Annotated in this window: 24 protein-coding genes; 7 read left to right on the forward strand and 17 right to left on the reverse strand. The window is 64.8% G+C overall.

Annotated features, from left to right (window positions below):
* The 5 genes from AAFG13_RS20650 (at position 1) to AAFG13_RS20670 (ending at position 5,198) form a co-directional block, all read left to right on the forward strand.
* Positions 1-951, forward strand: a complete 951-nt coding sequence (locus tag AAFG13_RS20650; RefSeq protein ID WP_342713174.1) for a hemin ABC transporter substrate-binding protein — start codon at positions 1-3, stop codon at positions 949-951.
* Complete coding sequence (locus AAFG13_RS20655; protein WP_342713175.1) at positions 948-2,048, forward strand: iron chelate uptake ABC transporter family permease subunit; 1,101 nt, start codon at positions 948-950, stop codon at positions 2,046-2,048. The genes AAFG13_RS20650 and AAFG13_RS20655 overlap by 4 nt, the downstream gene beginning before the upstream one ends.
* Complete coding sequence (locus AAFG13_RS20660) at positions 2,045-2,848, forward strand: heme ABC transporter ATP-binding protein (RefSeq protein WP_342713176.1); 804 nt, start codon at positions 2,045-2,047, stop codon at positions 2,846-2,848. Before AAFG13_RS20655 ends, AAFG13_RS20660 begins: the two co-directional genes overlap by 4 nt.
* A 108-nt stretch (positions 2,849-2,956) precedes the next feature.
* On the forward strand, positions 2,957-4,309 hold the full coding sequence (locus tag AAFG13_RS20665; protein WP_342713177.1) for an esterase-like activity of phytase family protein: 1,353 nt from the start codon (positions 2,957-2,959) through the stop codon (positions 4,307-4,309).
* Positions 4,310-4,754: 445 nt separating this feature from the next.
* Positions 4,755-5,198, forward strand: a complete 444-nt coding sequence (locus AAFG13_RS20670; RefSeq protein ID WP_212316184.1) for a hypothetical protein — start codon at positions 4,755-4,757, stop codon at positions 5,196-5,198.
* A gap of 76 nt (positions 5,199-5,274) precedes the next feature.
* Here AAFG13_RS20670 and AAFG13_RS20675 read toward each other — a convergent pair whose 3' ends face one another.
* Entirely contained in the window at positions 5,275-6,945 is a 1,671-nt protein-coding gene (locus tag AAFG13_RS20675) for a mucoidy inhibitor MuiA family protein (RefSeq protein WP_342713178.1), read from the reverse strand.
* A 179-nt stretch (positions 6,946-7,124) separates the two neighbouring features.
* Entirely contained in the window at positions 7,125-8,552 is a 1,428-nt protein-coding gene (locus AAFG13_RS20680; RefSeq protein ID WP_342713179.1) for an MFS transporter, read from the reverse strand.
* Positions 8,553-8,623: 71 nt separating this feature from the next.
* Here AAFG13_RS20680 and AAFG13_RS20685 point away from each other — a divergent pair, with 71 nt between their 5' ends.
* The gene (locus tag AAFG13_RS20685; RefSeq protein ID WP_249132204.1) at positions 8,624-9,094 is read left to right on the forward strand and encodes a MarR family winged helix-turn-helix transcriptional regulator; all 471 of its coding nucleotides are present in this window, start codon (positions 8,624-8,626) and stop codon (positions 9,092-9,094) included.
* A gap of 72 nt (positions 9,095-9,166) precedes the next feature.
* Here the strand turns inward: AAFG13_RS20685 and AAFG13_RS20690 are convergent, their stop codons facing one another.
* From AAFG13_RS20690 to AAFG13_RS20735, 10 genes are all read right to left on the reverse strand, one after another.
* Entirely contained in the window at positions 9,167-10,339 is a 1,173-nt protein-coding gene (locus AAFG13_RS20690; RefSeq protein WP_212316190.1) for an acetyl-CoA C-acyltransferase, read from the reverse strand.
* 227 nt (positions 10,340-10,566) lie between these two features.
* Positions 10,567-12,156 carry a phosphoglycerate dehydrogenase gene (gene serA / locus AAFG13_RS20695; protein WP_342713180.1) on the reverse strand — a complete coding sequence of 530 codons (1,590 nt, stop codon included), beginning with the start codon at positions 12,154-12,156 and terminating at the stop codon, positions 10,567-10,569.
* A gap of 209 nt (positions 12,157-12,365) precedes the next feature.
* Entirely contained in the window at positions 12,366-13,538 is a 1,173-nt protein-coding gene (locus AAFG13_RS20700) for a phosphoserine transaminase (protein ID WP_342713181.1), read from the reverse strand.
* A 78-nt stretch (positions 13,539-13,616) separates the two neighbouring features.
* Positions 13,617-13,829 carry a hypothetical protein gene (locus tag AAFG13_RS20705; protein WP_212316196.1) on the reverse strand — a complete coding sequence of 71 codons (213 nt, stop codon included), beginning with the start codon at positions 13,827-13,829 and terminating at the stop codon, positions 13,617-13,619.
* 162 nt (positions 13,830-13,991) lie between these two features.
* Positions 13,992-14,462: a GNAT family N-acetyltransferase gene (locus tag AAFG13_RS20710; protein WP_342713182.1), complete on the reverse strand. Its 471-nt coding sequence runs from the start codon at positions 14,460-14,462 to the stop codon at positions 13,992-13,994.
* Between the two features lie 18 nt (positions 14,463-14,480).
* A complete protein-coding gene (locus AAFG13_RS20715) occupies positions 14,481-15,071 on the reverse strand; it encodes a glutathione S-transferase family protein (protein ID WP_342713183.1) in 591 nt (196 codons plus the stop codon).
* Positions 15,072-15,142: 71 nt separating this feature from the next.
* Entirely contained in the window at positions 15,143-15,994 is an 852-nt protein-coding gene (locus AAFG13_RS20720) for an outer membrane beta-barrel protein (protein ID WP_342713184.1), read from the reverse strand.
* 180 nt (positions 15,995-16,174) lie between these two features.
* A complete protein-coding gene (locus AAFG13_RS20725; RefSeq protein WP_212316200.1) occupies positions 16,175-17,026 on the reverse strand; it encodes an outer membrane beta-barrel protein in 852 nt (283 codons plus the stop codon).
* Between the two features lie 506 nt (positions 17,027-17,532).
* Positions 17,533-18,879, reverse strand: a complete 1,347-nt coding sequence (gene glmM, locus AAFG13_RS20730) for a phosphoglucosamine mutase (protein ID WP_092117402.1) — start codon at positions 18,877-18,879, stop codon at positions 17,533-17,535.
* 217 nt (positions 18,880-19,096) lie between these two features.
* Positions 19,097-19,270: a hypothetical protein gene (locus tag AAFG13_RS20735; protein WP_342713185.1), complete on the reverse strand. Its 174-nt coding sequence runs from the start codon at positions 19,268-19,270 to the stop codon at positions 19,097-19,099.
* Positions 19,271-19,393: 123 nt separating this feature from the next.
* Between AAFG13_RS20735 and AAFG13_RS20740 the strand changes: the two genes are divergently transcribed.
* The gene (locus AAFG13_RS20740) at positions 19,394-20,530 is read left to right on the forward strand and encodes an alpha-hydroxy acid oxidase (RefSeq protein WP_342713186.1); all 1,137 of its coding nucleotides are present in this window, start codon (positions 19,394-19,396) and stop codon (positions 20,528-20,530) included.
* 175 nt (positions 20,531-20,705) lie between these two features.
* On the opposite strand, the gene AAFG13_RS20745 is transcribed toward AAFG13_RS20740, so the two are convergent.
* The 5 genes from AAFG13_RS20745 to AAFG13_RS20765 all read right to left on the reverse strand — a co-directional run bounded on the left by AAFG13_RS20745 (position 20,706) and on the right by AAFG13_RS20765 (position 25,873).
* Positions 20,706-21,314 (reverse strand): hypothetical protein, encoded by a 609-nt coding sequence (locus tag AAFG13_RS20745; protein ID WP_342713187.1) that lies wholly within the window; start codon positions 21,312-21,314, stop codon positions 20,706-20,708.
* Positions 21,315-21,560: 246 nt separating this feature from the next.
* A complete protein-coding gene (locus tag AAFG13_RS20750) occupies positions 21,561-22,133 on the reverse strand; it encodes a hypothetical protein (protein WP_342713368.1) in 573 nt (190 codons plus the stop codon).
* 117 nt (positions 22,134-22,250) lie between these two features.
* Positions 22,251-23,117, reverse strand: a complete 867-nt coding sequence (locus AAFG13_RS20755; RefSeq protein WP_342713188.1) for a shikimate dehydrogenase — start codon at positions 23,115-23,117, stop codon at positions 22,251-22,253.
* Between the two features lie 31 nt (positions 23,118-23,148).
* Positions 23,149-23,790 (reverse strand): YoaK family protein, encoded by a 642-nt coding sequence (locus tag AAFG13_RS20760; protein ID WP_212316208.1) that lies wholly within the window; start codon positions 23,788-23,790, stop codon positions 23,149-23,151.
* A 91-nt stretch (positions 23,791-23,881) separates the two neighbouring features.
* On the reverse strand, positions 23,882-25,873 hold the full coding sequence (locus tag AAFG13_RS20765; protein WP_212316209.1) for a WG repeat-containing protein: 1,992 nt from the start codon (positions 25,871-25,873) through the stop codon (positions 23,882-23,884).

Genomic DNA, 25,873 nt, shown 5'->3' on the forward strand with positions numbered 1-25,873 from the left:
ATGACAATTTGTCGCACGCTCGCTCTGCTCGCGCTCTCCTGTCTGCTGCCGATCGGCGCAGCGATCGCCGAGGGCATCACCGTGCACGACGCACGCGACCGCGACGTCGTGATCGACGATCCCACGCGGATCGTCTCGATCGGCGGCGCGATCACCGAGATCCTCTATGCGCTCGGTTTCGAGGACCGCATCGCCGGCGTCGATGCGACCAGCCTCTACCCGCCGTCTGCGCTGCGTGAGAAGCCCGACGTCGGCTATATGCGCCAGCTGTCGCCGGAGGGCGTGCTCGGCCTGCATCCGTCGCTGGTGTTTGCAGTGCAGGGCTCCGGGCCGAAGGAGACCATGGATGTGCTGGAGGCGGCCAAGGTGCCGCTGGTGCTGGTGCCCGAGGCGTTCTCGGAAGCCGGGCTGATCGAGAAGATCAAACTTGTGGGCCATGCCATGGGCGCCGATCCGCGCGCCGCTTGCCTCGCCACAGCGGTGGAGAGCGATCTCGCGCAACTGCGCGCGTTGCGCGCCAAAGTGACGAAACCGATGCGCGTGATGTTCGTGATGTCGCTCCTGAACGGCCGGGCGTTGGCTGCGGGTCACAAGACCGCCGCGGACGAGATCATCCAGCTCGCCGGCGGCGTCAACGCGATCGATGGTTACGACGGCTACAAGCCGGTCAACGACGAGGCCATCGTGGCGGCGAAACCGGACGTCGTGCTGTCGATCGATCGCGGCAAGGACTCGCTGACGTCAGATGCCGTGTTCACGCATCCGGCCTTCGCGCTGACGCCGGTCGGCACCAACAAGGCCTTCATCTCGATGGAGGGGCTTTATTTGCTCGGCTTCGGGCCGCGCACGGCGGCCGCGGCACGCGACCTCTCGGTCAGGCTCTATCCGGCGCTGGCGCCGGAGGCAGCCACCTTCAAGCCGGCGGCGCTGACCGCGAACTGCCGGCAATGAGCGTGCTGGCCGAACGCCCCGCGCGTGCGAAGCGACGGCGCGCCGGCATGTCGCCGCGGCCGGCGGCGACACTCACCCTGCTCTGCCTGCTTGCGGCGCTCGCAGCAAGCGCCCTGGTCGCCCTGACGGTCGGGGCGGCCGGTATCCCATTGGCACGGCTTCCCGCCGCGCTCGGGCTATGGGCCGACAGCGCGGCCAACCCGCTGCTCGCGCGCGACCAGCTCGTGGTGTGGTCGATCCGGATCCCGCGGATCGCGGCGGCTGCGATGGTCGGCGGACTCCTTGCCGTATCAGGCACAATCATGCAGGGCCTGTTCCGCAACCCCCTCGCCGATCCGGCGCTGGTCGGCGTCTCCTCCGGCGGCGCGTTCGCCGCAGCGGCGGCGATCGTATTCACCGACAGCCATCTCGGCGAGAGCCTGCGCTTCCTGCAGCATCAGCTGCTGCCGATCGCGGCCTTCGCCGGGTCGCTGATTACGACCATCGTGCTTTATGGCATTGCGAGCCGCGGCGGCCGGACCTCGATCGCGATCTTCCTGCTGGCCGGGCTTGCGATTGCCGCGATCGCCAATGCGGGCATCGGGCTCCTGGTGTTCGTCGCCGACGACCGCCAGCTGCGCGACATCACCTTCTGGATGCTGGGTTCGCTGAGCGGCGCGACCTGGACCAAGCTCACGGCGCTTGCCCCGGTCCTGGCCGCGGCGCTGATCGCCTGCCTCTGGATCGCGCGCGGCCTCGACGTGCTGGTGCTCGGCGAGGCCGAGGCATTCCACAGCGGCGTCGACGTCGAGCGGCTGAAGCGGATCTCGATCGTGCTGGTGTCGGCGATGACCGGGGTCGCGGTTTCGGTTTGCGGTGTGGTCGGTTTCGTCGGCATCGTGGTGCCGCATCTGCTGCGGCTGGTGATCGGGCCCGGGCACCGCCTGCTGCTGCCGGCCTCCGCATTGCTCGGCGCCATCCTGCTGGTCGGCGCCGACACCGTGGCGCGCACCATCGTGGCCCCTGCTGAGATGCCGATCGGCATCCTGACCGCGGCGATCGGCGCGCCGTTCTTCCTCGCCATGCTGCTGCGCCAGCGCTCCCTGGTGTCGCTATGAGCGCGCTGCTGGAGGCGCAATCGGTATCGATGACGGTCGGCGGCGCGGCGCTGGTCGATATGGTCTCGCTGCAGATCGGCGCCGGCGAGATGATCGCGATCGTCGGTCCCAACGGCGCCGGCAAATCGACCCTGCTGCGGATGCTGTCGGGCGATCTCCGTCCGTCGCGCGGAACGATCCGGCTCAGGCAGCGCGACCTCAACGCCTATGGTCCACGCGAGCTGGCGCAACACCGCGCGATGCTGTCACAGCACGTCAACGTCACCTTCCCGTTCACGGTCGAGGAAATTGTCAGCATGGGCGCCGGCGAGAGCCCGCGCGCGGTGACGCGTGCGCTGGTCACCGCGGCGCTGGACGAGGTCGGACTGGCGCATTTCCGGTTCCGGCAATTGCCGACGCTGTCCGGCGGCGAGCAGCAACGCGCGCATTTCGCCCGCGTGCTGGTGCAGCTCGCCTGCGGCGAGGCGCTGCACGGGCCGGGGCTGTTGCTGCTGGACGAGCCGACCTCGAGCCTCGATTTGCGGCATCAGATCGACCTGGTCGAGACCGCCCGGCAGCGCGCCGCGCGCGGCACCGCCGTGATCGCGATCCTGCACGACCTCAATCTCGCGATGCGGTTCGCCGACCGCATCCTGCTGCTGCATCGTGGGCGGCTTGCCGTCGACGGCGACCGCGCCGCGGCGATGCAGGCCGACACGCTGAGGCAGATCTTCGAGATCGACGCCACGATCGAACATACCGGCAGCGGCGTGCCGTTCCTGCTGCCGCAGACGATGCGGCCGGCGGGCAAGGCGACGTAACGCCGCAAGGCTTATCCCGCCGCAACATCCGCGGTTCACAAAACTGTCAGCGGGCTGTAACAGGCGCCTCGGAGAACACCGCATCGTTTGTCCTTTGGGAGATCAACCATGCGCCTGTCACTGCTCTGTTCCGTCGCCTCGATCCTGCTCGCCACGCCGGCGTTCGCGCAGAGCGAGGGCGAATTCCCGGCGACGCTGGCAGGACACGCCGTGATGCCGGCAGAGAGCTTCATCGACGCCCCCGCCGATGCCCCGAACGATTTGAAGACATCGGGCAAATACACCACCGGCAAGCGCGTCGATGCGATCGGCACCGTGATGGGCAAGTCCTATGAGCGGCCGACCGGCGTGTCGCTGCCGTTCAAGGGCCAGCCGCTGCAAGGCCATTCCGGCATCAAGGCGATGCCGGACGGCTCGTTCTGGGTGATCACCGACAACGGCATGGGCGCGCGCTACAACTCGGCGGACTCGATGCTGTATTTGAACCGCTACAAGATGGATTGGGCGAACGGCAAGATCGAGCGTCAGGAGACCGTGTTCCTGCACGATCCCGACAAGAAGGTACCGTTCCGCATCGTGCAGGAGGACACCGCCAAGCGTTACCTCACCGGCGCCGACTTCGACACCGAGGGCTTCCAGATCATCAACGACATTTTCTGGATCGGCGACGAATTCGGACCCTACATCCTCAAGGCCGACAAGACCGGCAAGATCCTCGCCGTGTTCGAGACGGTCGCCGACGGCAAGCCGGTGCGCTCGCCGGATCACTGGGCGGTGCAGTCGCCCGGTGCGCCCGGCGCCACCTACACCAACGTCAACCTGCGCCGCTCCAAGGGCTATGAGGGCTTTGCCTCCTCCAAGGACGGCAAGTTCCTCTACGGCCTGCTCGAAGGGCCGCTGTGGGATGCCGACAAGAAGGATTGGGAGAAGGTCGACGGCAAGGAAGCCTCGCGCATCCTCGAATTCGACGTCGCGGCGGAGAAGTTCACCGGCCGCTATTGGCAATATGTGTTCGAGCAGAACGGCAATGCGATCGGCGACTTCAACATGATCGATCCGAGCCAGGGCCTGGTGATCGAGCGCGACAATGGCGAAGGCACTGCCGACAAGGCCTGCCCGCAAGGCCAGCGCGGCGAGAACTGCTTCCCTGACCTCGCCAAGTTCAAGCGCGTCTACAAGATCGAGCTGTCGGACGCCAATGTCGGCAAGCCGGTGCGCAAGATCGCCTATATCGACCTGATGAAGATCCGCGATCCGAACAAGAAGGCCCGCAAGCCGCTCAACGACGGTGTCTACACCTTCCCGTTCTTCACCATCGAGAACGTCGATCGGGTCGACGAGACCCACATCATCGTCGGCAACGACAACAATCTGCCGTTCTCCTCGAGCCGCGATCCGAACAAGGCCGATGACGACGAGTTCGTACTGCTCGAAGTCGGCGATTTCCTGAAGGTGAAGTGAGGCGGTTGCTCGCGCTACACACAACAGTGTCGTCGCCCGGCTCGATCGGGCGACCCAGTATTCCAGAGGCGTTCGAACGCAGCGGATAAGCCGCGGCGTACTGGATGCCCCGCTCAAGGCGGGGCATGACAGCGAATATGCGGAAGCAGTCCCGTCATCCTGAGGTGCGAGCGGAGCGAGCCTCGAAGGATGCACGGCCCCGACGATGCCGCGCGGAGCAAGCCGGGCCGTCGCACTTCGAGACGGCCGCTTTGCGGCCTCCTCAGGGTGACGGTGATAGAGCTGCCCCGCCTCACTCAGCGTTAGCTCGCTCCTTCTTCATCCGAATCGCCGAACATAGGGTCGCGCTGCACAAGGCGCCAACGGTTGTCTTGCAATTGCCCCTCTACCGAAGCGCTCAATGATGATAACCTAGGCCGATACTTGAATCGCTTCGGGGCAAATGATGCGGGAAAAATCCAGCCTGACCTACATCGAGGCGTTCATCGCCGCGGGCTTCGTTGCGTACCTCGGCTGGGACCAGAGCTGGGGGCTTCCGCCGGGACTGGTCGCTTTGATGCTCGGCGTGATCGTCTACTTTGCTTACCTGGCCTTGATGCGACGGTTGGTGAGATTTCATCAAGACAGCTATGAGGTCGTGGCGACGATTTTGGCCGTTGCGTGGGGCGTGTTGGCTTATCTGGTCACTGGCGCGCTGCAGGCGGGATTCGCCAATCAGATACCCGCCTCGCTGCTGATGCATCTGTGGCCCTGGATCGCGGCGATCGTGGCTTTCACTGGAGCACTCGCCAGCAAAGTGCGCTTCATGGACGATGTTCGCGAATATGTCGTCGGCCGCCGCGCGCGCTGGGACAATCAGCAATGGCTGGAGGAAGACGCGGGCTTCTAGCCCGCGTCCTCCCGCGAAGCGTCACTGCTTCTTCGTCCGATAATTCGCGAACGTCGTGTCGTGCACCTGACGCAGATCAGCCGGCCGGCACCATCACGACGCCCTTGTCCTTGGGCCAGCGCATCCGCCAGGCGAAATTGATGTCACGGACTTCGCCGGCCTTGGCCTCGAACGCCCATTCCAGCACGCCGCGCTTGTCGCGCAGGTTGGTGGTGGTCGCCGGTGTCGACGACGGCAGCATCTCGACCACGATATCGTCGTTCTCGCTGACCGGGAGCTGATCCTGGATCGCGACCTTGATCGGGAAGTCGTGGCCGTTGCGCACCGTGGTCTTGAACGCGCGTTCGTCGGTCTTAGACGTCGTCACGATCAGGCCGGCGGAGCCTTCATTGCGCTTCACCACCGTGCGCTCGATCTTGACCTTGTCGTCGGCACCGAAGCCGAGCCGCACGGTCTCGTCCTTGGCGGCGGTGGCCATCCGGCTGCGGCCGACAAAGATGCCGTCGCGATAGATCGAGACCTGCCCCGGCAACAGCGGCGCCTCGTCGGCCTGCACGAAGCTCGCCTCCAGGAACGCGGTCGGATCGATCACCGGAACGGCGCGCACCGCGAGATCAGGGGTGATCGTCGCCGTCGAGATACGCAGGCTCTTGGCGCCCTCGTTGGCGGCGACGCTGACGCGGCCGGGAATCTTGAATGTGGCCTGAAACGCGCTGACCTCGGCGACGGCGTCGCGCTCCTCGGCCTGCTTGAGCAGATGCTGCTGCTCCATCGGCGGCGCAGCCGGTGCGGGCATCAGCGCCGAGGGTTGTTGCACGCTGTCGAATGCTCTGCCGGCGGCCAGCGGTCGCGGCGGCAGCGGATATCGCACAATCAGCGAATTGAGGTCGGGCGCGTTACCGCCGCGGGCGACACGCACGGTGGAGACGGCGAGCGCGACGTTCGACCAATCCTCGCCGGTCGACTGGGTGATCTCGGCGCGGCGCACCAGTTCGATCGCCGGCTTGCGATCCTTGGCGCCGGTGTCGAGACGGGCGTCGTAGAGCGGCATCCAGCGGGCGTTGCGCACCGCATAGGTCACCCGCAAAGTCGCGCGGGTCGCGGCCGCGGAGGCCAGCTCGATCCGCACCTCGAGCTTGCTCGGCGGCTTGGCGGCGCGATCGGCTTCGAGGCGCGCGATCTCGCGATCGATGTCGCGCTGCTTGCGCGCGGCGTCGCGGATCGCGGTGTCGGCGGTCGCGACTTCGTCCCCGACCGCCGAGAACGCGGCGCGCCACTCGCTGACCGGACGCGCCTCGCCCTTCTCACCGATGCCGACCGGCGAGGCCTCCGCGAAATGCTCGGCGAATTTGCGCCGCGCCTCGGCCGAGGTGATGATCCCCTGGAGATCCTCGCGCTGATCCCGCAGCGCCTCGATCCGCTTGTCGATCTCGGGCAGGTTCGCCGGCTCCACCGGGCGCGGCGGCCGCGCGTCGATGGCGCCGATCGTCAGCCGGCCGCCCGCCTCGCCTTCGACCCGCAGCGAAGACGGATCGAGCCCCATCGGGAAATCCTTCGCGACCAGCATGTTGTCGCCGGCGGGCAGATCCAGCGTGATGACGCGGGTGACGCTCGCGCCATCGGGATAGACGGTGACGGCGTCGACCTGCGACGCCGCGTCGAGATTGGCCGCGTGGAGCGGCCCGGCAACCAGCGCACCCGCCAGCACCAGGCTGGTGGTCACAAGACAATTCGTAATCTTTCGCATCAGATCCCTCCGAAAAAACGCGGCATCGCGCGCGAGACGAACGGCGCGCCAAACTCCAGGGCGCACCGTTTCTCGTGGTGAGACGCAGCGAGGAAGGGACTGGTTCGATTGAGGTTTCCCTGCGGCGCGACGATGGCGCGCTCGCGGCTGCCGGATGGCGCGGCGGCGGCTTTGACCCGTTAGCGATCCGCCTTGCGCCGGATGAACAGGTAATTCGGCACGAAGCCGGCAATGGTGATGGCGATCATGATCCACCAGCCGCGCTGAAACGCCGCGATCCGGTCCGCCATCGAGACTGGCGTTGCCAGGATCGCGACAAAGACCGCGACGCCGATCGCCAGCGCTGCCTGCCGGATCATGTTGATGACACCGGAGCCGGTCGCAAACGACGAAGGCGGCAGCGAACCGGCACCGACGCCCATCAGAGTCGGAAAGGTCAGCCCGACGCCGATGCCAGTGAACATCATGCCGACCACAAAGGCGGGCATGTCGGGGTCAACTCCAAGCAACGTTGCCCAAATCGCAAGACCGCCCGCGAACGATGCAATCCCGGCGGACACGACGGCCGCGGCGCCAAATCGCGCGATCAGGCGGCGGGCAAACAACAGCGAGGTGAACGGGACAAGCAGCGGACCCGGCGCGATCGCAAGGCCGGTCTTCAGCGCCGACCAGCCCCACACCGTTTGCTCCCACAACGCCACCGACAGCAGCATCGCGCCGAAAGCCGCCGAGTATGGCGCCATGACAAACGTCGCCCCGGTGAACGGCCGCACCTTGAACAACGCAGGATCGACGAAGGGATTCTTCGAGTTGAGGCAGTGCCACGTAAAGGCAGCGAGCGAGACGGCTGCGATGGCAAAGCCAAGCGCGACGCCGCGCGAACCCCATCCCCAGTCATTGGCCTTCACGATCGCAAGGGTCAGCGCACCGATGCCGCAGGTGACAAGTAGCGCCGCCCATGAACTCGGACGCGGCACGTCATGGCCGGGCACTTCCGGCAGTTTCAGCCAGCCTATGATCAGTGCGACGATGCCGATCGGGACATTGACGATGAAGATCCAGCGCCAGTCGAAGGTGACGAGCACGCCGCCGGCAAGCGGCCCGAGCGCGGCCGCAAGGCCGCCGATCGCCGTCCAGGTCCGCACCGCGCCGGGACGCTGGTCGGGCGGGAACGACGCCAGAAGCAGGCCGATCGAGGTCGGGGTCATCAACGCCGCACCGGCGGCCTGCGCGATGCGGGCGACGACCAGCAATTCGACGTTGGGCGCAAGCGCGCAGGCCGCCGACGCGGCCGTGAACAGCGCAACGCCGAGCAGGAAGCTCAGATTGCGACTGTGGCGTTCGGCGAGCCGGCCGAAAAACACCAGCAGCGCCGCATAGACGATCGCATAGCCATTGAGGATCCAGGACAAATCCTCGAGCGAGGCGCCGCGGAATTCCTGCGCGATGTTCGGCAACCCGACATTGACGATGAACAGGTCGAGGTTGGCGAGGCAGATGCCCACCGATACGATCGCGAGCACCTGGCGCGGTGTTGCGACGCGGGAGCGTGGCCGCGCGTCAGCTCCGATAGCCAGCCCGATCGTCTCCGCCTCGATCTCCGACATCACACCCTCCAAATATGTGCATATGCATATATTGCCATTAAGTGCATATGCATGTATCTGTCAAGCCTAGTTTGGAGGCGGCGATGGTGAAAACGGAACCCAGCCGGTGCAATCTCACGGCGTTGCGCAAGGCGACGCGACGCGTGTCGCAGCTCTATGATCAGGTCCTGGCGACATCCGGCCTGCGCGGCACGCAACGCGCCATTCTGGTCCACATCAGACGTTCGGGCGCGCCGACGATGGGCGAGCTGGCCGCTGCGCTGGTGCTCGACCGCACCGCGCTCAACCACAACCTCAAGCCGCTGGAACGCGACGGCCTTTTGACCATCGCCGTCGACAAGAGTGACCGGCGCAGCCGCCTGGTGCGGCTGACCAAGCGCGGCGAAGCCCGGCTTGACGAGTCACAGGCCGCCTGGCGTGAGGCGCAGGAGCGCTTCGAGACCGCTTTCGGCGCGAAACAGGCCGCCGATCTCAGGCAGACGCTCGCGTTGATCGCCGCGCTCGAGTTCGGCGAACACGCGGCGGATTTGCCGGCAACATAACCGGCTTTAAACGGAAGCGGCCCGGCGTTACTGCCGGGCCGTTCGTTCTGACACGATCAGGATCGATCGCGCTTAGCTGTAGATCTCGAACAGGCCGGCACCGCCCTGACCACCGCCGATGCACATGGTCACGACGCCCCACTTGGCCTTGCGGCGACGACCTTCCTGCAAGAGGTGGCCGGTGAGCCGGGCGCCGGTCATGCCGAAGGGATGGCCGATCGCGATCGAGCCGCCGTTGACGTTGTACTTCTCGGGATCGATGCCGAGCTGGTCGCGCGAATAGAGGCACTGGCTGGCGAAAGCCTCGTTGAGCTCCCAAAGATCGATGTCCTCGACCTTCAGGCCGTGGCGCTTCAAGAGCTTCGGCACGGCGAACACCGGACCGATGCCCATCTCGTCGGGCTCGCAGCCGGCCGATGCCCAGGCCACGAAGCGGCCGAGCGGATTGAGGCCGCGCTTCTCGGCATCCTTGGCTTCCATCAGCACCACCGCTGCGGCGCCGTCGGACAGCTGGCTGGCGTTGCCGGCGGTGACGAACTTGCCCGGCCCCTTGACCGGCTCAAGCTTGGCAAGGCCTTCCAGCGTGGTCTCGGGGCGGTTGCACTCGTCGCGGTCGACGACGTAGTCGACGATCGACTCGGCCTTGGTCGCCTTGTCGACCACCTTCATCTTGGTCTTCATCGGGACGATTTCGTCCTTGAACTTGTTGGCCTGCTGCGCGGCCGCCATGCGGCGCTGCGACTCCAGCGAATACTCGTCCTGGTATTCGCGGCTGAGCTTGTAGCGCTCGGCGACGATGTCGGCGGTGTCGATCATCGCCATGAAGATGGCGGGCGCGGTCTTGAGCAGGTCCGGATCGATCGATTCCTTCGGCGTGCCGCCGCCAGGAATCGAGATGCTCTCGACGCCGCCGGCGACGATGCAATCGGAGCCATCGGAACGGATCGAGTTGGCGGCCATCGCGATGGTCTGCAGGCCCGACGAGCAGAAGCGGTTGACCGAGACGCCCGCGGTCGACTTCGGCAGGCCGGCGAGCAGCGCCGCCTGGCGGCCGATATTCGGCGCGCCATGCGCGCAATTGCCGAGATAGCAATCCTCGACATAGTCCTTGTCGACGCCGGCGCGCTCGACCGCGTGCTTGATGGCATGCCCGGCCAGCGACATCGGCGGGGTGATGTTGAATCCGCCACGGCCGGACTTCGCCAGGCCAGTGCGCGCGTAGGAAACGATTACGGCTTCACGCATTGTTTTCTCCCTCTGAGATCGCCGGATAGTGGCGCGTCTTGACGCCTTCGTACACATATTTTGGACGCTGCAACAGGAATACCAGACGCCCCGGAACGACAAACGCCGCCTCCGGGGCCGGAGACGGCGTCATGTTCCGCAGATCGGAATTTGGATGGGCTTGAGCGGCGTATTCCCTCGTCCGGGCCACGACGAGAGCCCGCTCAAACAACGTTTGAAACGTCTTGTTAGAACGTCAGCGCCTTGGCCTGCTTCACCTGCGGCAGCGACTGCACCTTGGCAAGCAGATCCGCCGGCACTGCGCCGTCGACCTCGACCAGCGCGATGGCGTCGCCGCCCTGCTTGACGCGGCCGAGATGGAAGGTCGCGATGTTGATCTTGGCATCGCCGAGCAGGCTCGCGAACGCGCCGATGAAGCCCGGCTTGTCCTCGTTGGTGACGTAGATCATCGACTTGCCGAACTCGGCGTCGACGCGGATGCCCTTGATGTCGACGAGTCGCGGCTTGCCGTCGGCATAGACGGTGCCGGACACCGAACGCTCCTGGCGCTCGGTGGTGACGGTGACCGTGATCAGGCTTTCATAGTCGCTCTGCGCGGCGCGGACGACCTCGTCCACCACCATGCCGCGCTCCTTGGCGACAACCGGCGCCGACACCACGTTGACCTCGCCCAGCATCGGCCGCAGCAGGCCGGACAGCACCGCCGAGGTGATCGCCTTGATCTTCATCTCGGCGACGTGGCCCTCATAGGTGATCGTGGTCTTGAGGATGCCGCTCTCGGTGAGCTGGCCGGCGAACGAGCCGAGCTTCTCGGCGAGCTCGATGAACGGCCTCAGCTTCGGCGCCTCTTCCGCTGTGATCGAGGGGAAGTTGACCGCGTTGGAGATCGCGCCCGACAGCAGATAGTCCGACATCTGCTCGGCGACCTGCAGCGCGACGTTCTCCTGCGCTTCGGTGGTGGAGGCGCCGAGATGCGGGGTGCAGATCACATTGGGATGGCCGAATAGCACGTTCGAGGTCGCCGGCTCCTCGACGAACACGTCGAAGGCGGCGCCCGCGACATGCTTGGAATTCAGCGCATCGACCAGCGCCTGCTCGTCGACCAGGCCGCCGCGCGCGCAGTTGATGATGCGCACGCCCTTCTTCATCTTGGCGATCGCGGCCGCGTCGATCACGTTGCGGGTCTTTTCGGTCAACGGCGTGTGCAACGTGATGAAATCGGCGCGCTTGAGCAGATCGTCGAGCTCGACCTTCTCGACACCGATGTCCTTGGCGCGCTCCGGCGACAGGAACGGATCGAACGCGATCACCTTCATGCGCAGGCCGAGCGCGCGGTCGGCGACGATCGAGCCGATATTGCCGCAGCCGATCACCCCTAACGTCTTGGCGGTGATCTCGACGCCCATGAAGCGGTTCTTCTCCCACTTGCCGGCCTGGGTCGAGGCGTCTGCCTGCGGGATCTCGCGCGCCAGCGCCAGCATCAAGGTGATGGCGTGCTCGGCGGTCGTGATCGAATTGCCGAACGGCGTGTTCATCACGATGATGCCCTTGGCGGTCGCGGCCGGAATCTCGACATTGTCGACGCCGATGCCGGCGCGGCCGATCACCTTCAGCCTGGTCGCCTTCTCGATGATCTTGGCGGTCGCCTTGGTGGCCGAGCGGATCGCAAGGCCGTCATAGTTGCCGATGATCTCGGCGAGCTTTTCCTTGTCCTTGCCGAGGTTGGGCTGGAAATCGACCTCGACGCCGCGATCCTTGAAGATCTGCACGGCAGCGGGAGACAGCGCGTCGGAAATCAGAACCTTGGGTTTTGTCATGTGACTGTTCCTCTGCCCTGCAGCGGGCGGGTCTCTTGGACCAATGTGGTGAAGTCTCTGATCACTTCTCCCTCGCCCCGTTCTTACGGGGAGAGGGTTGGGGTGAGGGGCAGCCACGGGCGAGGAACAAGCCGAGTAGGCCCCTCACCCGGATCGCTGCGCAATCCGACCTCTCCCCGTAAGAACGGGGAGAGGTGACAAGAGAAAGCTTAGGCCGCCTTGGGCAACGCTGCCTTGGTTTCGGCGAAGGCCCAGTCGATCCACTGCGTCAGCAGTTCGACGTCCTTGGCCTCGACGGTAGCGCCGCACCAGATCCGCAGGCCGGCCGGCGCATCGCGGTAGTACGCGAAGTCGAAGCCGGCGTTCTCCTTCTCGACCAGCGCGACCAGCTTCTTGCAGAAGTCGGCCTGGGCGTCTGATGGAAGCGAGGTGATCGCGGGATCGGTGAACTTCAGGCACACCGAGGTGTTGGAGCGGATCGCGGGATCCTTGGCCAGGAAGTCGATCCAGGGCGTCCGCGCCTTCCAGTCGGCGAGCGCCTTGGTGTTGGCGTCGGCGCGCCCGATCAGCGCCTTCAGGCCGCCGATCGACTTCGCCCAATTCAGCGCATCGAGATAATCCTCGACGCAGAGCATCGACGGCGTGTTGATGGTCTCGCCCTCGAAGATGCCCTGGTTGAGCTTGCCGCCCTTGGTGAGGCGGAAGATCTTCGGCAGCGGCCAGGCCGGCTTGTAGGTCTCGAGCCGTTCCACCGCGCGCGGCGACAGGATCAGCATGCCGTGCGCCGCTTCGCCGCCGAGCGCCTTCTGCCAGGAGAAGGTGACGACGTCGAGCTTGGCGAAATCGAGCGGCTGCGCGAAGGCGGCCGAGGTCGCGTCGCAAATCGTCAGGCCTTCACGCGTTGCGCTGATCCAGTCGGCGTTCGGCACGCGCACGCCGGAAGTGGTGCCGTTCCAGGTGAAGACGACGTCGGACGCGGGATCGACCTTGGCGAGATCGGGGATTTCACCGTAAGCCGCGTTCAGCTTGGTGACGTCCTTCAGCTTCAACTCCTTGACGATGTCGCTGACCCAGCCCTCGCCGAAGGATTCCCAGGCGAGCGTGGTGACGGGCCGCGCGCCGAGCAGCGACCACAGCGCCATCTCGACCGCGCCGGTGTCCGACGCCGGCACGATGCCGATCTTGTAGTCCGCAGGCACCTCGAGCACTTCGCGCGTCAGTTCGATCGCGAGCTTGAGCTTGGCCTTGCCGACCTTCGCACGATGCGAGCGGCCGAGGGCGGCGTCCTTGAGATTGTTGGGGTTCCAGCCGGGGCGCTTGGCGCAGGGGCCGGAGGAGAAATGCGGCACATTGGGCCGCGAAGCGGGCTTCGCTGCAGTCATAATCTACCCTTCCAGATAGCTGCCTCTCGGTGGGGAGAGGTTTCCCGCCGTCGGAAATAGTGGAAGGGCACCAAAACGTCAAGGAAGTTCCGACTTTTCCGGGACAGTCGGGGGATCACGGCTGATTGATGGAGCGTCCTCGACCTGCTGCATCGTCTCCTGATCGAGCAAATCCGCCGCGAGAGTCATGATCTTAACTGCCCTGCGCCGGCTCGATACTTTCAAAATGCTCTTATCGCCGGCCTGCACGATGTACTCGTTGCCGACCCGCACGATCGAATAATCCGACATTCCAATCCCCAGTCGCCGCCGCCCCGTGGGAGACGTCCGACATACCGGACTCGTTCCGACCCGTAAATTCACGGAGACCGGCTTAGTTTATTGGCTGTTAACCGGATCGCGCAGCAGCGGCTACCGCAGGCATTGTCTTGGATGCGGCACAACTCGTGCAGGTCAAAAGCGGAGCGTCATGCCGACATGGCTGCGCGCGAATCCGAGCCGCTCATAGAAGCGCTGCGCATCGACGCGTGTGTGATGGGTCAGCAGTTCGACCAGCATGCAGCCTTGCGCGCGCGCCTCCGCGACCGCCCACTGCACGAGCTGCTCACCGATGCCGCGGCTGCGGCAGTGTGTTGCGACGCGGACGTCCTCGAGCAGGGCGCGCGAAGAGCCCTGCGAGCTGATACCCGGCAGCACCGCAAGTTGCAGGCAGCCGACGACGGCGCCCTCCCCGTCGACGGCGACGACAAGCTGCAGGTTGGGATCACGCTCGACCCGCGCGAACGCGTCGTAATAGCTTTGCGGCAACGGATCCTCGATCCGCTCGCGCGCACTGCCGAGCGGATCGTCCGCCAGCATGCCGACAATGGCGGCGACATCCTCGCGGCGAGCGCGGCGGATCGTGATCGATGAAGCTTCAGTCATATCGATGTTCACCAGAGCTCAGCGCACCGCCGGCAGGCCGAGCACATGCTCGGCGTCGGCGATCCAGCGGCGGGTCATGGGATAGCGTTCGAGCATGAGGCCGCCATCCTCCGCGACGCGCGTATAGGCCAGCAGCGAGACGTCGGCGAGCGAGAACGCATCGCCAACCAGGAACTTCGCGCCGGCCAGATGCCGCTCCAAATGATCGAGCGCCACATAGCCTCGCTTGATGAGGTTCGGATCGATCTCCAACACGGCCTTGCCGAGATACACGGTCTGAAAGCGGCAGACGGCGACATAGGGCTCATGGCTGTTCTGCTCCCAGAACATCCAGGCATCCATCTGCGCCGCGCGATAGGGATCGCCGGGGATCAGATTGCTGCCGCGCGCGAGGTAACGGATGATGGCGTTGGATTGCGCGAGCGTGCGGCCGTCATCCAACTCGACCGTCGGCACCTGGCCCCAACCGTTCAGCTTGAGGAATTCCGCCGTCCGGCTGCCGCCCTTCATGGTGTCGATCTCGACCCATGTGTACGGCAGCGCCAGCTTGTCGCACACCCATTTCACCTTCAGGCAATTGCCCGAATTGGCGTCGCCGTAGATTTTCATGTGAGGTCGCTCCGCTTGCGGAGCAACATCGGATCAGCCGCAGTTTGCGGTGTCAAGCGAGGCGGCGTGCGTCAGAACTTGTAGCCGATGGCGGCACGTACGCTGTTCTGCGTGACCGACGTGTTCTTGATCGGCATGAACTTGACGTATTCCCATTCGCCGCGCACGAAAACACAATTCCACAACATGTATTCCAGGCCGAGACCAGCGGTCCAACCGGCAACGTAGGCGTCCGTTTTCGCATCCGTCGCGGTTTGGGAAAACTGCGGGAGCGCAAAGGTGGTCGAACTTCCGTCAGCAAAGTTAATCGTTCTATTCACGGAGCTTGTGACCGTGCGCGAAACGTCCATCCGGCCGACTGCAAGGCCGCCGAAGGCGTAAGGCAGAAAGTCACCGGTTGCCCAACCCGCGCGGCCGCGGAATGTGATCTCATCCTTGAGCTTCAGCGAAGCGCTACCATTCAACGTCACGCCGTCGGCGGCAGACGCGCCGACCGGCAGGACCAGGGTTGGCTGAGCGACTTGAATCGGACCCAGACTTCCGGAGGTCGTTGTCGTAAGGCCGGACCAATAGGTATAGTTTGCTTCGACACCGACCACGACGTCGTCAAACTGATAGTTGCGTCCGACAAACGCTCCGAAGCCCGAGCTTTGCGCATTGACCCGGCCCAGCAGATTGAATTGGGACGTCGGCCCCTGCAGCGTGGTGTTGCGGAAGATGGAATTGGTCAGGGAAGCAACGCTGCCCCCGAAGTCGGTGTTGATCCATGTTTGGCCGACCTGACCGCCGGCATACCAGCCGTCCCAGTTTCTGGTCGGCGCGCTGGAAGCGGGAAGACTGCCGCGAAGGAAATCAGGCATGTCGGCCGCCTGTGCGCCGGTCACCGCCCCGAACATCATCGCCGCCAGCAAGAACCTACGCATTGCAACGCTCCATCCCACTCACCGAATGCGCGTTGATCATCGCCTGTTAACCTTAACCAATCGTTGTCGCCGCGAGCTTTCGACCACTCAAGTTGCAGAAGCACGGCAAAGAAAAACGGCGCGGGGTGATCCCGCGCCGTTTCAATCGTTAACCGTGAAGGCTCGAAATTAACCCTCAAATTAGCCCTTGCGGATCAGCGGGGGCGGCGGCGGCGGGGGCAGCACGTCGCAGCAAGGCAAGGCGAAGCGTACGCCGAGCTTCACGTCCTGCGAGGTCATGTCGCGGAACTGGAAGGTCGAAGGACCGGCCGGCGTGCCGTCGAAGAAGTGGCCCTGGCCGTGGGCGGCGGTGCCCATGTCGAGGTAACGATAGGCCAGTTCAACCGTGAAGTTGTTGGTGACCTTGTAAGCGACACCGGCATGCAGCGCCCAGGCGAAGTTGGTCTTGGTCGCACCGTCGGCGATGAAGGAGCTGGTCAGGCCGGATCCGCTCGGGAACGTGGTGACGTCGGAGAAGGCCGAGGTCTTGATCACCGCGGCACCGACACCGGCACCGATGAACGGGGTCAAGCAACCCCAGGTGCCGAGATCGGCATAGATGTTCGCGAGGGCGACCCAGCTCTGAACGCCGCCATGATAGGTGTCGCCCAGCGAACTCGGCCCGGGGAACGTGAAGAAGTCGGTGCCGTTGAAGCTCACCTTGGAGCGATACTCACCGGTGATGTCGGCGCGGAACCAGCTGTTGAACTGATAGCCGACGCCGACGCCGAACAGCATGCCGCTGTCGAAGCCGGTGCCGAACTGGTTGAACGTGGTGCCCGCCGGCAGCGTGTCGTAGGCATTGGCATGCAGCTTGGCCTGGGTATTGGTCATGCCGATGTCGCCGCGCAGATACCAGCCGCCGAAATCCTGGACCGGCGGAGGAGCATACGCCATCGGGGGCGGCGGCATGATCGGCATGTCGGCAGCGAACGCCACCGAAGACAGCAGGGATGCCGCGCCTGCGGCAATCAGGGTCGTTACGCTACGCATTGGCTTCGTCCTTTTGGGCCAGTGAGGCGACACGAAAGCCCCACGTCTGAAACTCACGGGCCGGACGATGCCAGCAAATGTTTAAGCGGCACTTAACCCTAATTTTTAAGGTTGATTTTCTCTCACCTTTTGCTGCGGCTGTTGCTTATGGGTCCATCAAAGCGCGCGTGTGGCGGCGAAAGATTGGCGATCTCGCCACAGGTGCTAATGAAGCGTTGACGCAGGCGCAGGGTTTTGCCGGCACGCAGGCCCTGAGTGTTAGCGAATGCTTAATGCGCGCGGAGGTGAAGCGGACCAACTGCACTAGCCAATGGCAGCGATGCGCTGTGGAGTTCTCATCGACGACCCGTCATCCTGAGGAGCGGCCGCTTGGCCGCGTCTCGAAGGATGAATCGGCCACCAGCCGGGCCGTCGATCCTTCGAGGCTCGCTCCGCGAGCGCCTCAGGATGACGGGTCAGGCAGTTCGCGATGACAGAGGCAGGTAGGGCCCTGGAGAACAGCAGCCCTAAGCCGCAGCGGCGTGGCCGAGTGCGCTGACGATGTTGTCGACGACCTCTTCCACCAGGATGCGATCGTCACCCTCGCCCATGACGCGGATCACCGGCTCGGTGCCGGAGGGGCGGATCAGCAGACGGCCATGGCCGTTGAGGCGCTTCTCGCCGTCGGTGATCGCGGACTTGACCTCGGCGTCGTCGAGCGGCTTGCCGCTGCGATAGCGCACGTTCTTCAGGATTTGCGGCAATGGATCGAAACGCCGGCAGATCTCCGACACCGGGCGGCGCAGCTTCTGCACCACGGCCAGCACCTGCAACGCAGCGACGAAGCCGTCGCCGGTGGTCGAATAGTCCGACATGATGATATGGCCGGACGGCTCGCCGCCGAGATTGTAGCCGCCGCTCAGCATCTGCTCGAGCACATAGCGGTCGCCGACCGGCGTGCGGACCATCGAAATCCCGTGGCCCTGCAGGAAGCGCTCCAGCCCGAGATTGGACATCACGGTCGTGACGATGCCGGGCTTGGCCAGGCGCCCCTCTTCCTTCCAGCTCTGCGCGATCACCGCGAGCAGCTGGTCGCCGTCGACGATGTGGCCGCGCTCGTCGACCAGGATGACGCGATCGGCGTCGCCATCGAGCGCGATGCCGATGTCGGCGCGCATCTCGCGCACCTTCCGCGACAGCGCTTCCGGCGAGGTCGAGCCGCATTCCTTGTTGATGTTGAAGCCGTCGGGTTCGACCCCGATCGGCACCACATCGGCGCCGAGTTCCCACAGCGCTTCCGGCACCACCTTGTAGGCGGCGCCATTGGCGCAATCGACCACGACACGCAGGCCGTCGAGCGAGAGGTCGCGCGGCAAGGTGCGCTTGGCGAATTCGATGTAGCGGTCGTGGACGCCGTCGATGCGGCGGGCGCGGCCGAGGCTCGCGCTCTGCGCCAGGCGGCGGTCGAGCGATTCGTCGAGCAGCTGCTCGATCTGCTTCTCGACATCGTCGGAGAGCTTGAAGCCCTGCGGGCCGAACAGCTTGATGCCGTTGTCCTCGAAAAGATTATGCGACGCCGAGATCATGACGCCGAGATCGGCGCGCATCGACTTGGTCAGCATCGCGATCGCCGGCGTCGGCATCGGGCCGACCAGCAGCACGTCCATGCCGACCGAGGTGAACCCTGCGACCATGGCGTATTCGATCATATAGCCGGACAGCCGCGTGTCCTTGCCGATCACGACGCGATGGCGATGGTCGCCACGCTGAAACACCAGCCCTGCGGCCTGCCCCACCTTGAGCGCGAGCTCCGGCGTGATCAGCCCATTGGCGCGGCCCCGAATTCCATCGGTCCCGAAATATTTGCGGCTCATGATACCCCCAACACGGACCTCTCGAACCACCCGGCGAGAGAGTCCTGAACGCCTACCAGTGTAGCGTGCATCGGCCTTATAGACTGCCAGGCGCTAAAATGACTTCAAAAAATATGATGAATCATTACCGCGGCCGAACCGCGTTTTTCGGCATTAAGCCGCTGAAAAATATATCATTATGGCCCTTCAGGCAATCCCCGGGAACGACTGCTGTCCCCTACCTCTTGTCGCCTCGCTTGACGTGCTGGTCACCCTTGCTGGGGGCCGGCTGGGTCACATTGACGGGGTCGGAACCGGGAAACGTCTCCTCCAGGCCCTCTTCCAGGGCCTCATCGAGCCGGCGCTTTTCGGCATTCTCGTCTGGCTTCGGCTTGGAGCCTGATTGCGTCATCGTGCTCTCCCATCCGTCTTCAGATTTGGCGGGCCATCCAACCATGCTAGATGACGGCAAGACTGAACACCCGCAAGACGTCTCCATCGAACTTGCGACCGAGAAGAAGGGCCGGGAACGTCCATGAAGCACATTACCTGCATCGAAGATCTGCGCCAGCTGCACAAGCGCAGGGTGCCGAAGGCGTTTTTCGATTATGCTGACCGCGGCTCCTACACCGAGGATACGCTGCGCGCCAACTCCGAAGACTTGCAGCAGATCAAGTTCCGCCAGCGCATCCTGGTCGATGTGTCCAAGCGCAGCCTGGCGACCACGATCCTCGGTGAGCCCTCGGCGATGCCGCTGATCCTGGCGCCGGTCGGCCTGCTCGGCATGCAGCACGGCGACGGCGAGATCTACGCCTGCCGCGCGGCGCAAGCGGCCGGCATTCCCTTCACCCAGAGCACGATGTCGATCTGCTCGATCGAGGATATTGCGGCCGCCGTCGACAAGCCGTTCTGGTTCCAGCTCTACGTCATGAAGGACCGCGGTTTCATCAAGTCGCTGATCGAGCGCGCGATCGCGGCGAAATGCTCGGCGCTGGTGCTCACCGTCGACCTGCAGGTGATCGGCCAGCGCCACCAGGACATCAAGAACGGCATGACGGTGCCGCCGGAATGGTCGCTGTCGAAGCTCTTGGACTTCGCGAGCAAGCCGTCATGGGTCGCCGGCGTGCTGCGCGGCAAGCGCCGCAGCTTCGGCAACATCGTCGGTCATGTCAAAGGCACCGAGGATCTGACCAAGCTGTCGGAATGGACCGCCTCGCAGTTCGATACCACGCTGAACTGGAAGGACATCGACTGGATCCGCAGCATCTGGCCGGGCAAGCTGATCCTTAAGGGGATTCTCGATGTCGAGGACGCCGAGCTCGCGGCCAAGACCGGCGCGCAGGCGATCGTGGTGTCCAACCATGGCGGCCGCCAGCTCGACGGCGCGCCGTCCTCGATCGAGGTGCTGCCGGAGATCGTCGACGAGGTCGGCTCGAAGCTCGAGATCATGTTCGACGGCGGCATCCGCACCGGCATGGACATCATGCGCGCGCTCGCGCTCGGCGCGAAGTCCTGCATGATCGGCCGCGCCTACGCCTACGGCCTCGGCGCCGGCGGCGAGGCCGGCGTCGCCAAGGCGCTCGACATCCTGGGCAAGGAGCTCACCACCACGATGGGGCTGTGCGGCGTCAACACCATCGCCGAGATCGACGACAAGGTGCTGGCGGTTTAGCGCAGCTGCAAACTCCGCGTCGTCCCGGGCAAGCGAAGCGCGACCCGGGACCCATAACCACCGATCGATATTGTTGCGCATGGCTGGGGCCACAGCGCACTTCAACAACTTAACCCTGTGGTTATGGGTCCCGGCTTTCGCCGGGACGACGTGTTGAGAGAGACTGGCCTTCGCGTCACATCGGCGGTGCGATGCCGTCGCGGCCGACGTTGACACGGTTGGCTTCCAGCGTGCCGTCGTCCTTCTTCACCGCGCCGAAGATGATGATCTTGGCGCCCGGCTTCAGCTCCGACTTGTCGCCGGAGACGAAGGTGACGACCGGGGTTCCCGGCGGCACCACGACTTTCTTCTCGCCGTCCTTGTATTTCACCAGGATGTTCTGGCCGTCGGTGCCCTCCACGGTCTCGGCGACGGTGGCGTTGGTCATGGTCGAGTTGGCGCGCAGGTCCCAGGGACGAAAACCTTCCGCGGCGCCGCGTTGGTTTTCCGGGAAGATGTGAACCGCGATCGCCTTCTGCGTTCCGTCCGGCTCGGGCATCGCGGTGACGCCGATATAGGAACCGGCCTTGATCTCCGACAGATCGGTCTTGGCGACGCCGAACACCGCGACGTTGTCGGTCGTGCGTACCTTCATATCGTCGCCGTCGCGCGACTTGATCGACAGCATCGCGCCGTCGACGGCCTCGATGGTGCCGCGGATGCGCACCGTCGGCGGTTGTTGCGCCGATGCGGCTGAGGCAAAGGCAACGAGAAGCAATGCGGCGAACAGCGTCGATTTCGGCATGGTGTTCCTCATGGGTTTGGCTGGCGAATCAGGGAACACCGGGGAGTTGCAGGTATTCCGTGCGGCTACCTCCCCTTCGCGGGAAGGCGACACGCAGGACAACTACGGACCGGATGAGGATGCTGTTACTGCGATAACGAAACTGTCATCCCGTAGCCCGGATGGAGCGAAGCGCAATCCGGGACTTTCTCAACGTCGGCACCGTCCCGGATTTCGCTTCGCTTCATCCGAGCTACGAACCACGCGTCACATCGGCGGCGTGAGGCCGTCGCGGCCGACGCTGATTCGGTCGGTTTCGAGCGAGCCGTCGGGCAGCTTCTTCATGAAGGCGATGACCTTGGCGCCGGCCTTCAGGTCGGCCTTGTCGCCGGGAACATAGGTCACGACCGGCGTGTCGGGCGTGACCTGCACCTTCTTCTCGCCGTCCTTGTACTTGACCAGCAATGTATGACCGTCATTGCCGACGACGGATTCCGCGACCGTGGCGTTGGTCATGCTGCTGTTGGGCTTCAGATCATACGGTCGCGAGCCTTCGCCGGTGCCGCGCATGTTTTCGGGGAAGACATGCACCTCGACCGCCTTCGGCACGCCGTCGGGCCCCGGCACCGTGGTCGTACCGATGAAGGAACCGACCTTGATGTCGGACAGCGCGATCTTGGTGAGGCCGAGCACCACCATATTGCCCGCCATGTGCAGCTTGACGTCCTCGCCGCCGCGCGACTTCACCGCGAGCGTATCGCCGTCGACGCTCTCGACGGTTCCACGCACCCGCGTCGGCGGCTGCTGCGCCAGCGCGTAAAGCGTGGATGCCGTCACCATCGCAAGCGCAATGAACGGACGAATGACATGGGAACGGCTGGCAGGCATCATTGATCTCCGGGAGGGAACGCGGGGGGACTAACACGAGACACCGTTCCGGAGACGCTATTCCAGGCCTCAAGTCTTTGTGAGATCGGCCTCGACAAGCGCACGCAATTCCGCCGTGACCTGCGGGCGCTGTCCGAACCACAATTCGAAACCGCGCACCGCCTGATGCAGCAGCATGCCGAGGCCGTCGGCGGTCTTCAGGCCACGCGCCTCGGCTGCGGCGAGCAGCGGCGTCACCAGCGGCACATAGACAATATCGGAAACAACCGCATTTTGCGGCAGCAACCGCACATCGACCTCGAGCGCGGGCTGGCCATGCTGGCCGAGCGACGTGGCGTTCACCAGCAGCCCTGCGCGCGGCAGCACCTCGCCGACCGTGTCCCACGTCGCGGGATGAACGCGTGCGCCGAACTGATCGGCAAGCGCGCGGGCGCGGTCGATGGTGCGGTTGACCAGATGCACGCGCGCGATCCCGCGCTCGATCAGGCCGAACACCACCGCACGGGCCGCGCCGCCGGCGCCGAGCACCAGCGCGTCTTCCGTGTTGTCCCAGCCGGGCGCGCAGGCGTCGAGATTGTTGATGAAGCCTTCGACATCGGTGTTGGTCGAGCGCAACTCGCCATCGGCGAACCACAAGGTGTTGGCGGCGCCGACGGCGCGGGCGCGCGCATCCGGCGTCGACAGCGCCAGCGCGTGCTCCTTGTGCGGAATGGTGACGTTGGCCCCGACGAAGCCGCGCAGCGACAGGCGGAACAGGAAATCCTTGAAATCCTCCGGCGGCACCGCCTCGATCACATAGCCGCCGTCGATGCCGAGTGTGCGCAGCCAGTAATGATGGATCAGCGGCGAGCGGGAATGCGCCGCCGGCCAGCCGATCAGGCACGCGGCGCGGGTTTTACCTTGGGTGTTGTCTTGAGCATTGCCTTGGGATGTCATGGCCGTGACATCGGCCAAGGCAGGCGCGCTGTCAATCCATCCGCTTCGCGGTTGCGGCAACCAGCGCGCTGAGGGCGAACGCGGTGCCCGCGGCAAACCGGATCGCACCGAGATTGATCCAGCGGTAGGCAAGTGCCCCGAGCAGAGCGCCCGCGACCAGCGCCGCCCACAGCAGGACGTTAGGCAGCCAGGCCCAGGGCGCACCGCCGGTCAGGGCGGCAGCGATCAGCTGCCCCGCCTTGACCAGCGCGCCCGTGACATAGGTCAGGCCAAGCCCGGCCCCGCCTTCGAGCTGGAACACGGCGTTCTCGAGCCCCATCGCCAGCACGATGGCGACGACCGCGGTGTTCGGCAGGCCGTAGGCATAGGCGATCGCCGCCGCCATCAGCAGCAGCGCCTCGACCAGCAGGACCAGGGGCTGGCGATGCGCGATGCGGCTGAGCACGATGAGGCTGCCGGCCGCGGCGCCGGCGACGAACAGCACGATCAGTTCCAGTGCATCCAGAGCGTGCTGCCAATGGCCCTCGGCCAAGGTCACGCCGAGCCGCGTCGAGTTGCCGCTCATGAAGGACACGAACAGCCCGCCAAGATGCAGATAGCCGATGCCGTCGACATAGCCGGCCAGCGCGCTGAGCGCGCAGGCCAGCGCCAGGTTACGGCGGGATTCAAGCATGATGTCGTTGCGCCCCCATCAGGGACACAAGCTAGCGGCCTCCGGCCATCCTGCCAACGATCACGCCCGCGCAGGGCGTGATCGCAGGAAGTCACCGCTCAACTTTGCACTCGAAGCGGTTGTCGCGACCCAGGGGGTTGGTATCGAGGCAAGCGACGCCCGGGACCGAGTGAGCGCGCCGGTCGATCGCACACCATTTGCCGTCGCGCTTGGCCCACGCCACGCCGCGTAGGCGCGGCGTGAAGTAGACCGGCTCGTCGAACTGCGGCTCGACCATCACTAGCCCGGCGGTATCGACCAGCCCCCACTTGCCGTCCCTGAGAAAGGTCAGGAGGCCGAAATCGACGTTGACCCCCACGCGTTCGGCGCCAATGTCGATCCACGTCTCCCCGGTTCGCGACAGGATAGCGCGCTTGCCCGCGGCTTCCGACACCATCACGGGACTGATACTGACATCGCACAGAACGCCCGGCCGCGGCGGAATGACCCAGGATTGATCCGAAAGCCGGAGCACGCCGGTCGCTCCGGACAGGGTCACAAAGGCGGTGTCATTTTCGCGACGCAGTGCGGCCGCGTCGAATTTCGGCTCGATCAGCCATGATCCGTCCGAGCGCATGAAGCCGCGCTTGCCGTCGATCGATGCGACGAAGAGGCCGGCGCCGGTTGAGAGGTAGTCGAATTTGAGTTCGAGCACCCAATGTCCATCGGGCCCAAGGCGACCCCATTTGCCGTGAAGCTTGGCATTCTTGACGTCCGGTCCGGCCCAGACGATCGCGTCAAACACCACAGGCGTCACTGGGTTCGAGCCGGCGTCGACCAAACCGAATTTGTCTCCGATCTTCAGAATGAATGGCGGAGTGCCGCCATAGCACGACGCGTCGATAAGCCGGCCGTCGGGCGGCTGCAGCGGGCTGCCGTCCGCCTTGAAGTAGAGCGCTTCCTTGTTCTTGTACGCGTCGAGCCGGCCATCGGCGCATTGCCCGATCGGCTGATCGTATTCGGCGTCGATAATTACGCGGCCATTGAGGTCTAGAAGCCCCCACCGGTCGGCCGTCTTGAAGTGCCAGCCAAACACAGCGCCCGGGTGATCGGACTTGAGGCTGGCAAAGGCAAACTGAAGCTGTTGATAATTGGTCTGGAAAATCCATGCACCTGACTTGTCGATCACGCCCACGATGCCGTCGCGCTCGGCCGAGGTGCGATCGAAGCCCGCAATGAACCACCCGGCTTTGTCGAAAACCGGCTCGATGACGAAGTTTCCCCGCCGGTCGATAAAGCCGACCTTGCCGTTGACGGTCACGCGTGCGAGCCCGTTATTCAACGCACTCACCTGCTGGAATTTCGGCTCGACGAGCCAGCTTCCGTCTGCGCGCATCAGCCCCCAAAGCTTGTCCTTTTGCACCCAGCGGAGTGCCGGATTGTTGTCGAACCCAGGAATCGGCGGTTTGCGCGACTCGATCAATCGGCCCTGGACGTCGATGACATCGGTGAGGGACGGCTCAGGGGCGCTGACGCTGAAGCTCGCTTCGCCGGACGGCGTAAACGCGACCCGGCTACTGGAAAAGTCCTCCCCGCCGGTCATACCGCCCAGGTGCCGGTCTTCCGATACGGCAAAACGATCAGGACTGATCGCTCGGATGAATCCATATTTCGGCTCGATCACCATCTTGCCGTCCTGGTCGATCAGACCGGACCTTCCATCCACATCGACCTGCGCGAAGCCGAACCGATAGTCGTCGACGATGCGGTATTGTGGTTTGACGATCTCGTGGCCGTCCTCGTCGATGAAGCCGTAGAGACCGCCGAGGCGGACGGCGGCCCGCTGATCCGAGAATGTGCCGATCCAGTCGTAGCGGGGAAATACCGCGACCGTACCGTCGCGGTGCACCGCTCCACACAGACCGCCGGGAAACGCGCACATTGGCAGGGGGCCAGACGAGGGAGTGTCGTAGGGTGAGGGCCTCTGCGCGATCAAATCCTGCAAAACGGCCTTGCCGGCCGGCGTCAATTCCATCGGCTTGTCTTGCGCAAATACGCCATGCATCAACAGTACGCCTGCCAACGCGGCAACTTTCGACCACAC

Origin of the sequence: Bradyrhizobium sp. B124 (assembly GCF_038967635.1) — a bacterium.
Taxonomy (GTDB): domain Bacteria; phylum Pseudomonadota; class Alphaproteobacteria; order Rhizobiales; family Xanthobacteraceae; genus Bradyrhizobium.

What these genes read in the sequence shown, in the direction of transcription:
- AAFG13_RS20650 (WP_342713174.1), top strand. Translation starts at nt 1, where the DNA reads ATGACAATTTGTCGCACGCTCGCTCTGCTCGCGCTCTCCTGTCTGCTG.
- AAFG13_RS20655 (WP_342713175.1), top strand. Translation starts at nt 948, where the DNA reads ATGAGCGTGCTGGCCGAACGCCCCGCGCGTGCGAAGCGACGGCGCGCC.
- AAFG13_RS20660 (WP_342713176.1), top strand. Translation starts at nt 2,045, where the DNA reads ATGAGCGCGCTGCTGGAGGCGCAATCGGTATCGATGACGGTCGGCGGC.
- AAFG13_RS20665 (WP_342713177.1), top strand. Translation starts at nt 2,957, where the DNA reads ATGCGCCTGTCACTGCTCTGTTCCGTCGCCTCGATCCTGCTCGCCACG.
- AAFG13_RS20670 (WP_212316184.1), top strand. Translation starts at nt 4,755, where the DNA reads ATGCGGGAAAAATCCAGCCTGACCTACATCGAGGCGTTCATCGCCGCG.
- AAFG13_RS20675 (WP_342713178.1), bottom strand. Translation starts at nt 6,945, where the DNA reads ATGCGAAAGATTACGAATTGTCTTGTGACCACCAGCCTGGTGCTGGCG.
- AAFG13_RS20680 (WP_342713179.1), bottom strand. Translation starts at nt 8,552, where the DNA reads ATGTCGGAGATCGAGGCGGAGACGATCGGGCTGGCTATCGGAGCTGAC.
- AAFG13_RS20690 (WP_212316190.1), bottom strand. Translation starts at nt 10,339, where the DNA reads ATGCGTGAAGCCGTAATCGTTTCCTACGCGCGCACTGGCCTGGCGAAG.
- serA (WP_342713180.1), bottom strand. Translation starts at nt 12,156, where the DNA reads ATGACAAAACCCAAGGTTCTGATTTCCGACGCGCTGTCTCCCGCTGCC.
- AAFG13_RS20700 (WP_342713181.1), bottom strand. Translation starts at nt 13,538, where the DNA reads ATGACTGCAGCGAAGCCCGCTTCGCGGCCCAATGTGCCGCATTTCTCC.
- AAFG13_RS20705 (WP_212316196.1), bottom strand. Translation starts at nt 13,829, where the DNA reads ATGTCGGATTATTCGATCGTGCGGGTCGGCAACGAGTACATCGTGCAG.
- AAFG13_RS20710 (WP_342713182.1), bottom strand. Translation starts at nt 14,462, where the DNA reads ATGACTGAAGCTTCATCGATCACGATCCGCCGCGCTCGCCGCGAGGAT.
- AAFG13_RS20715 (WP_342713183.1), bottom strand. Translation starts at nt 15,071, where the DNA reads ATGAAAATCTACGGCGACGCCAATTCGGGCAATTGCCTGAAGGTGAAA.
- AAFG13_RS20720 (WP_342713184.1), bottom strand. Translation starts at nt 15,994, where the DNA reads ATGCGTAGGTTCTTGCTGGCGGCGATGATGTTCGGGGCGGTGACCGGC.
- AAFG13_RS20725 (WP_212316200.1), bottom strand. Translation starts at nt 17,026, where the DNA reads ATGCGTAGCGTAACGACCCTGATTGCCGCAGGCGCGGCATCCCTGCTG.
- glmM (WP_092117402.1), bottom strand. Translation starts at nt 18,879, where the DNA reads ATGAGCCGCAAATATTTCGGGACCGATGGAATTCGGGGCCGCGCCAAT.
- AAFG13_RS20735 (WP_342713185.1), bottom strand. Translation starts at nt 19,270, where the DNA reads ATGACGCAATCAGGCTCCAAGCCGAAGCCAGACGAGAATGCCGAAAAG.
- AAFG13_RS20740 (WP_342713186.1), top strand. Translation starts at nt 19,394, where the DNA reads ATGAAGCACATTACCTGCATCGAAGATCTGCGCCAGCTGCACAAGCGC.
- AAFG13_RS20745 (WP_342713187.1), bottom strand. Translation starts at nt 21,314, where the DNA reads ATGCCGAAATCGACGCTGTTCGCCGCATTGCTTCTCGTTGCCTTTGCC.
- AAFG13_RS20750 (WP_342713368.1), bottom strand. Translation starts at nt 22,133, where the DNA reads ATGGTGACGGCATCCACGCTTTACGCGCTGGCGCAGCAGCCGCCGACG.
- AAFG13_RS20755 (WP_342713188.1), bottom strand. Translation starts at nt 23,117, where the DNA reads ATGACATCCCAAGGCAATGCTCAAGACAACACCCAAGGTAAAACCCGC.
- AAFG13_RS20760 (WP_212316208.1), bottom strand. Translation starts at nt 23,790, where the DNA reads ATGCTTGAATCCCGCCGTAACCTGGCGCTGGCCTGCGCGCTCAGCGCG.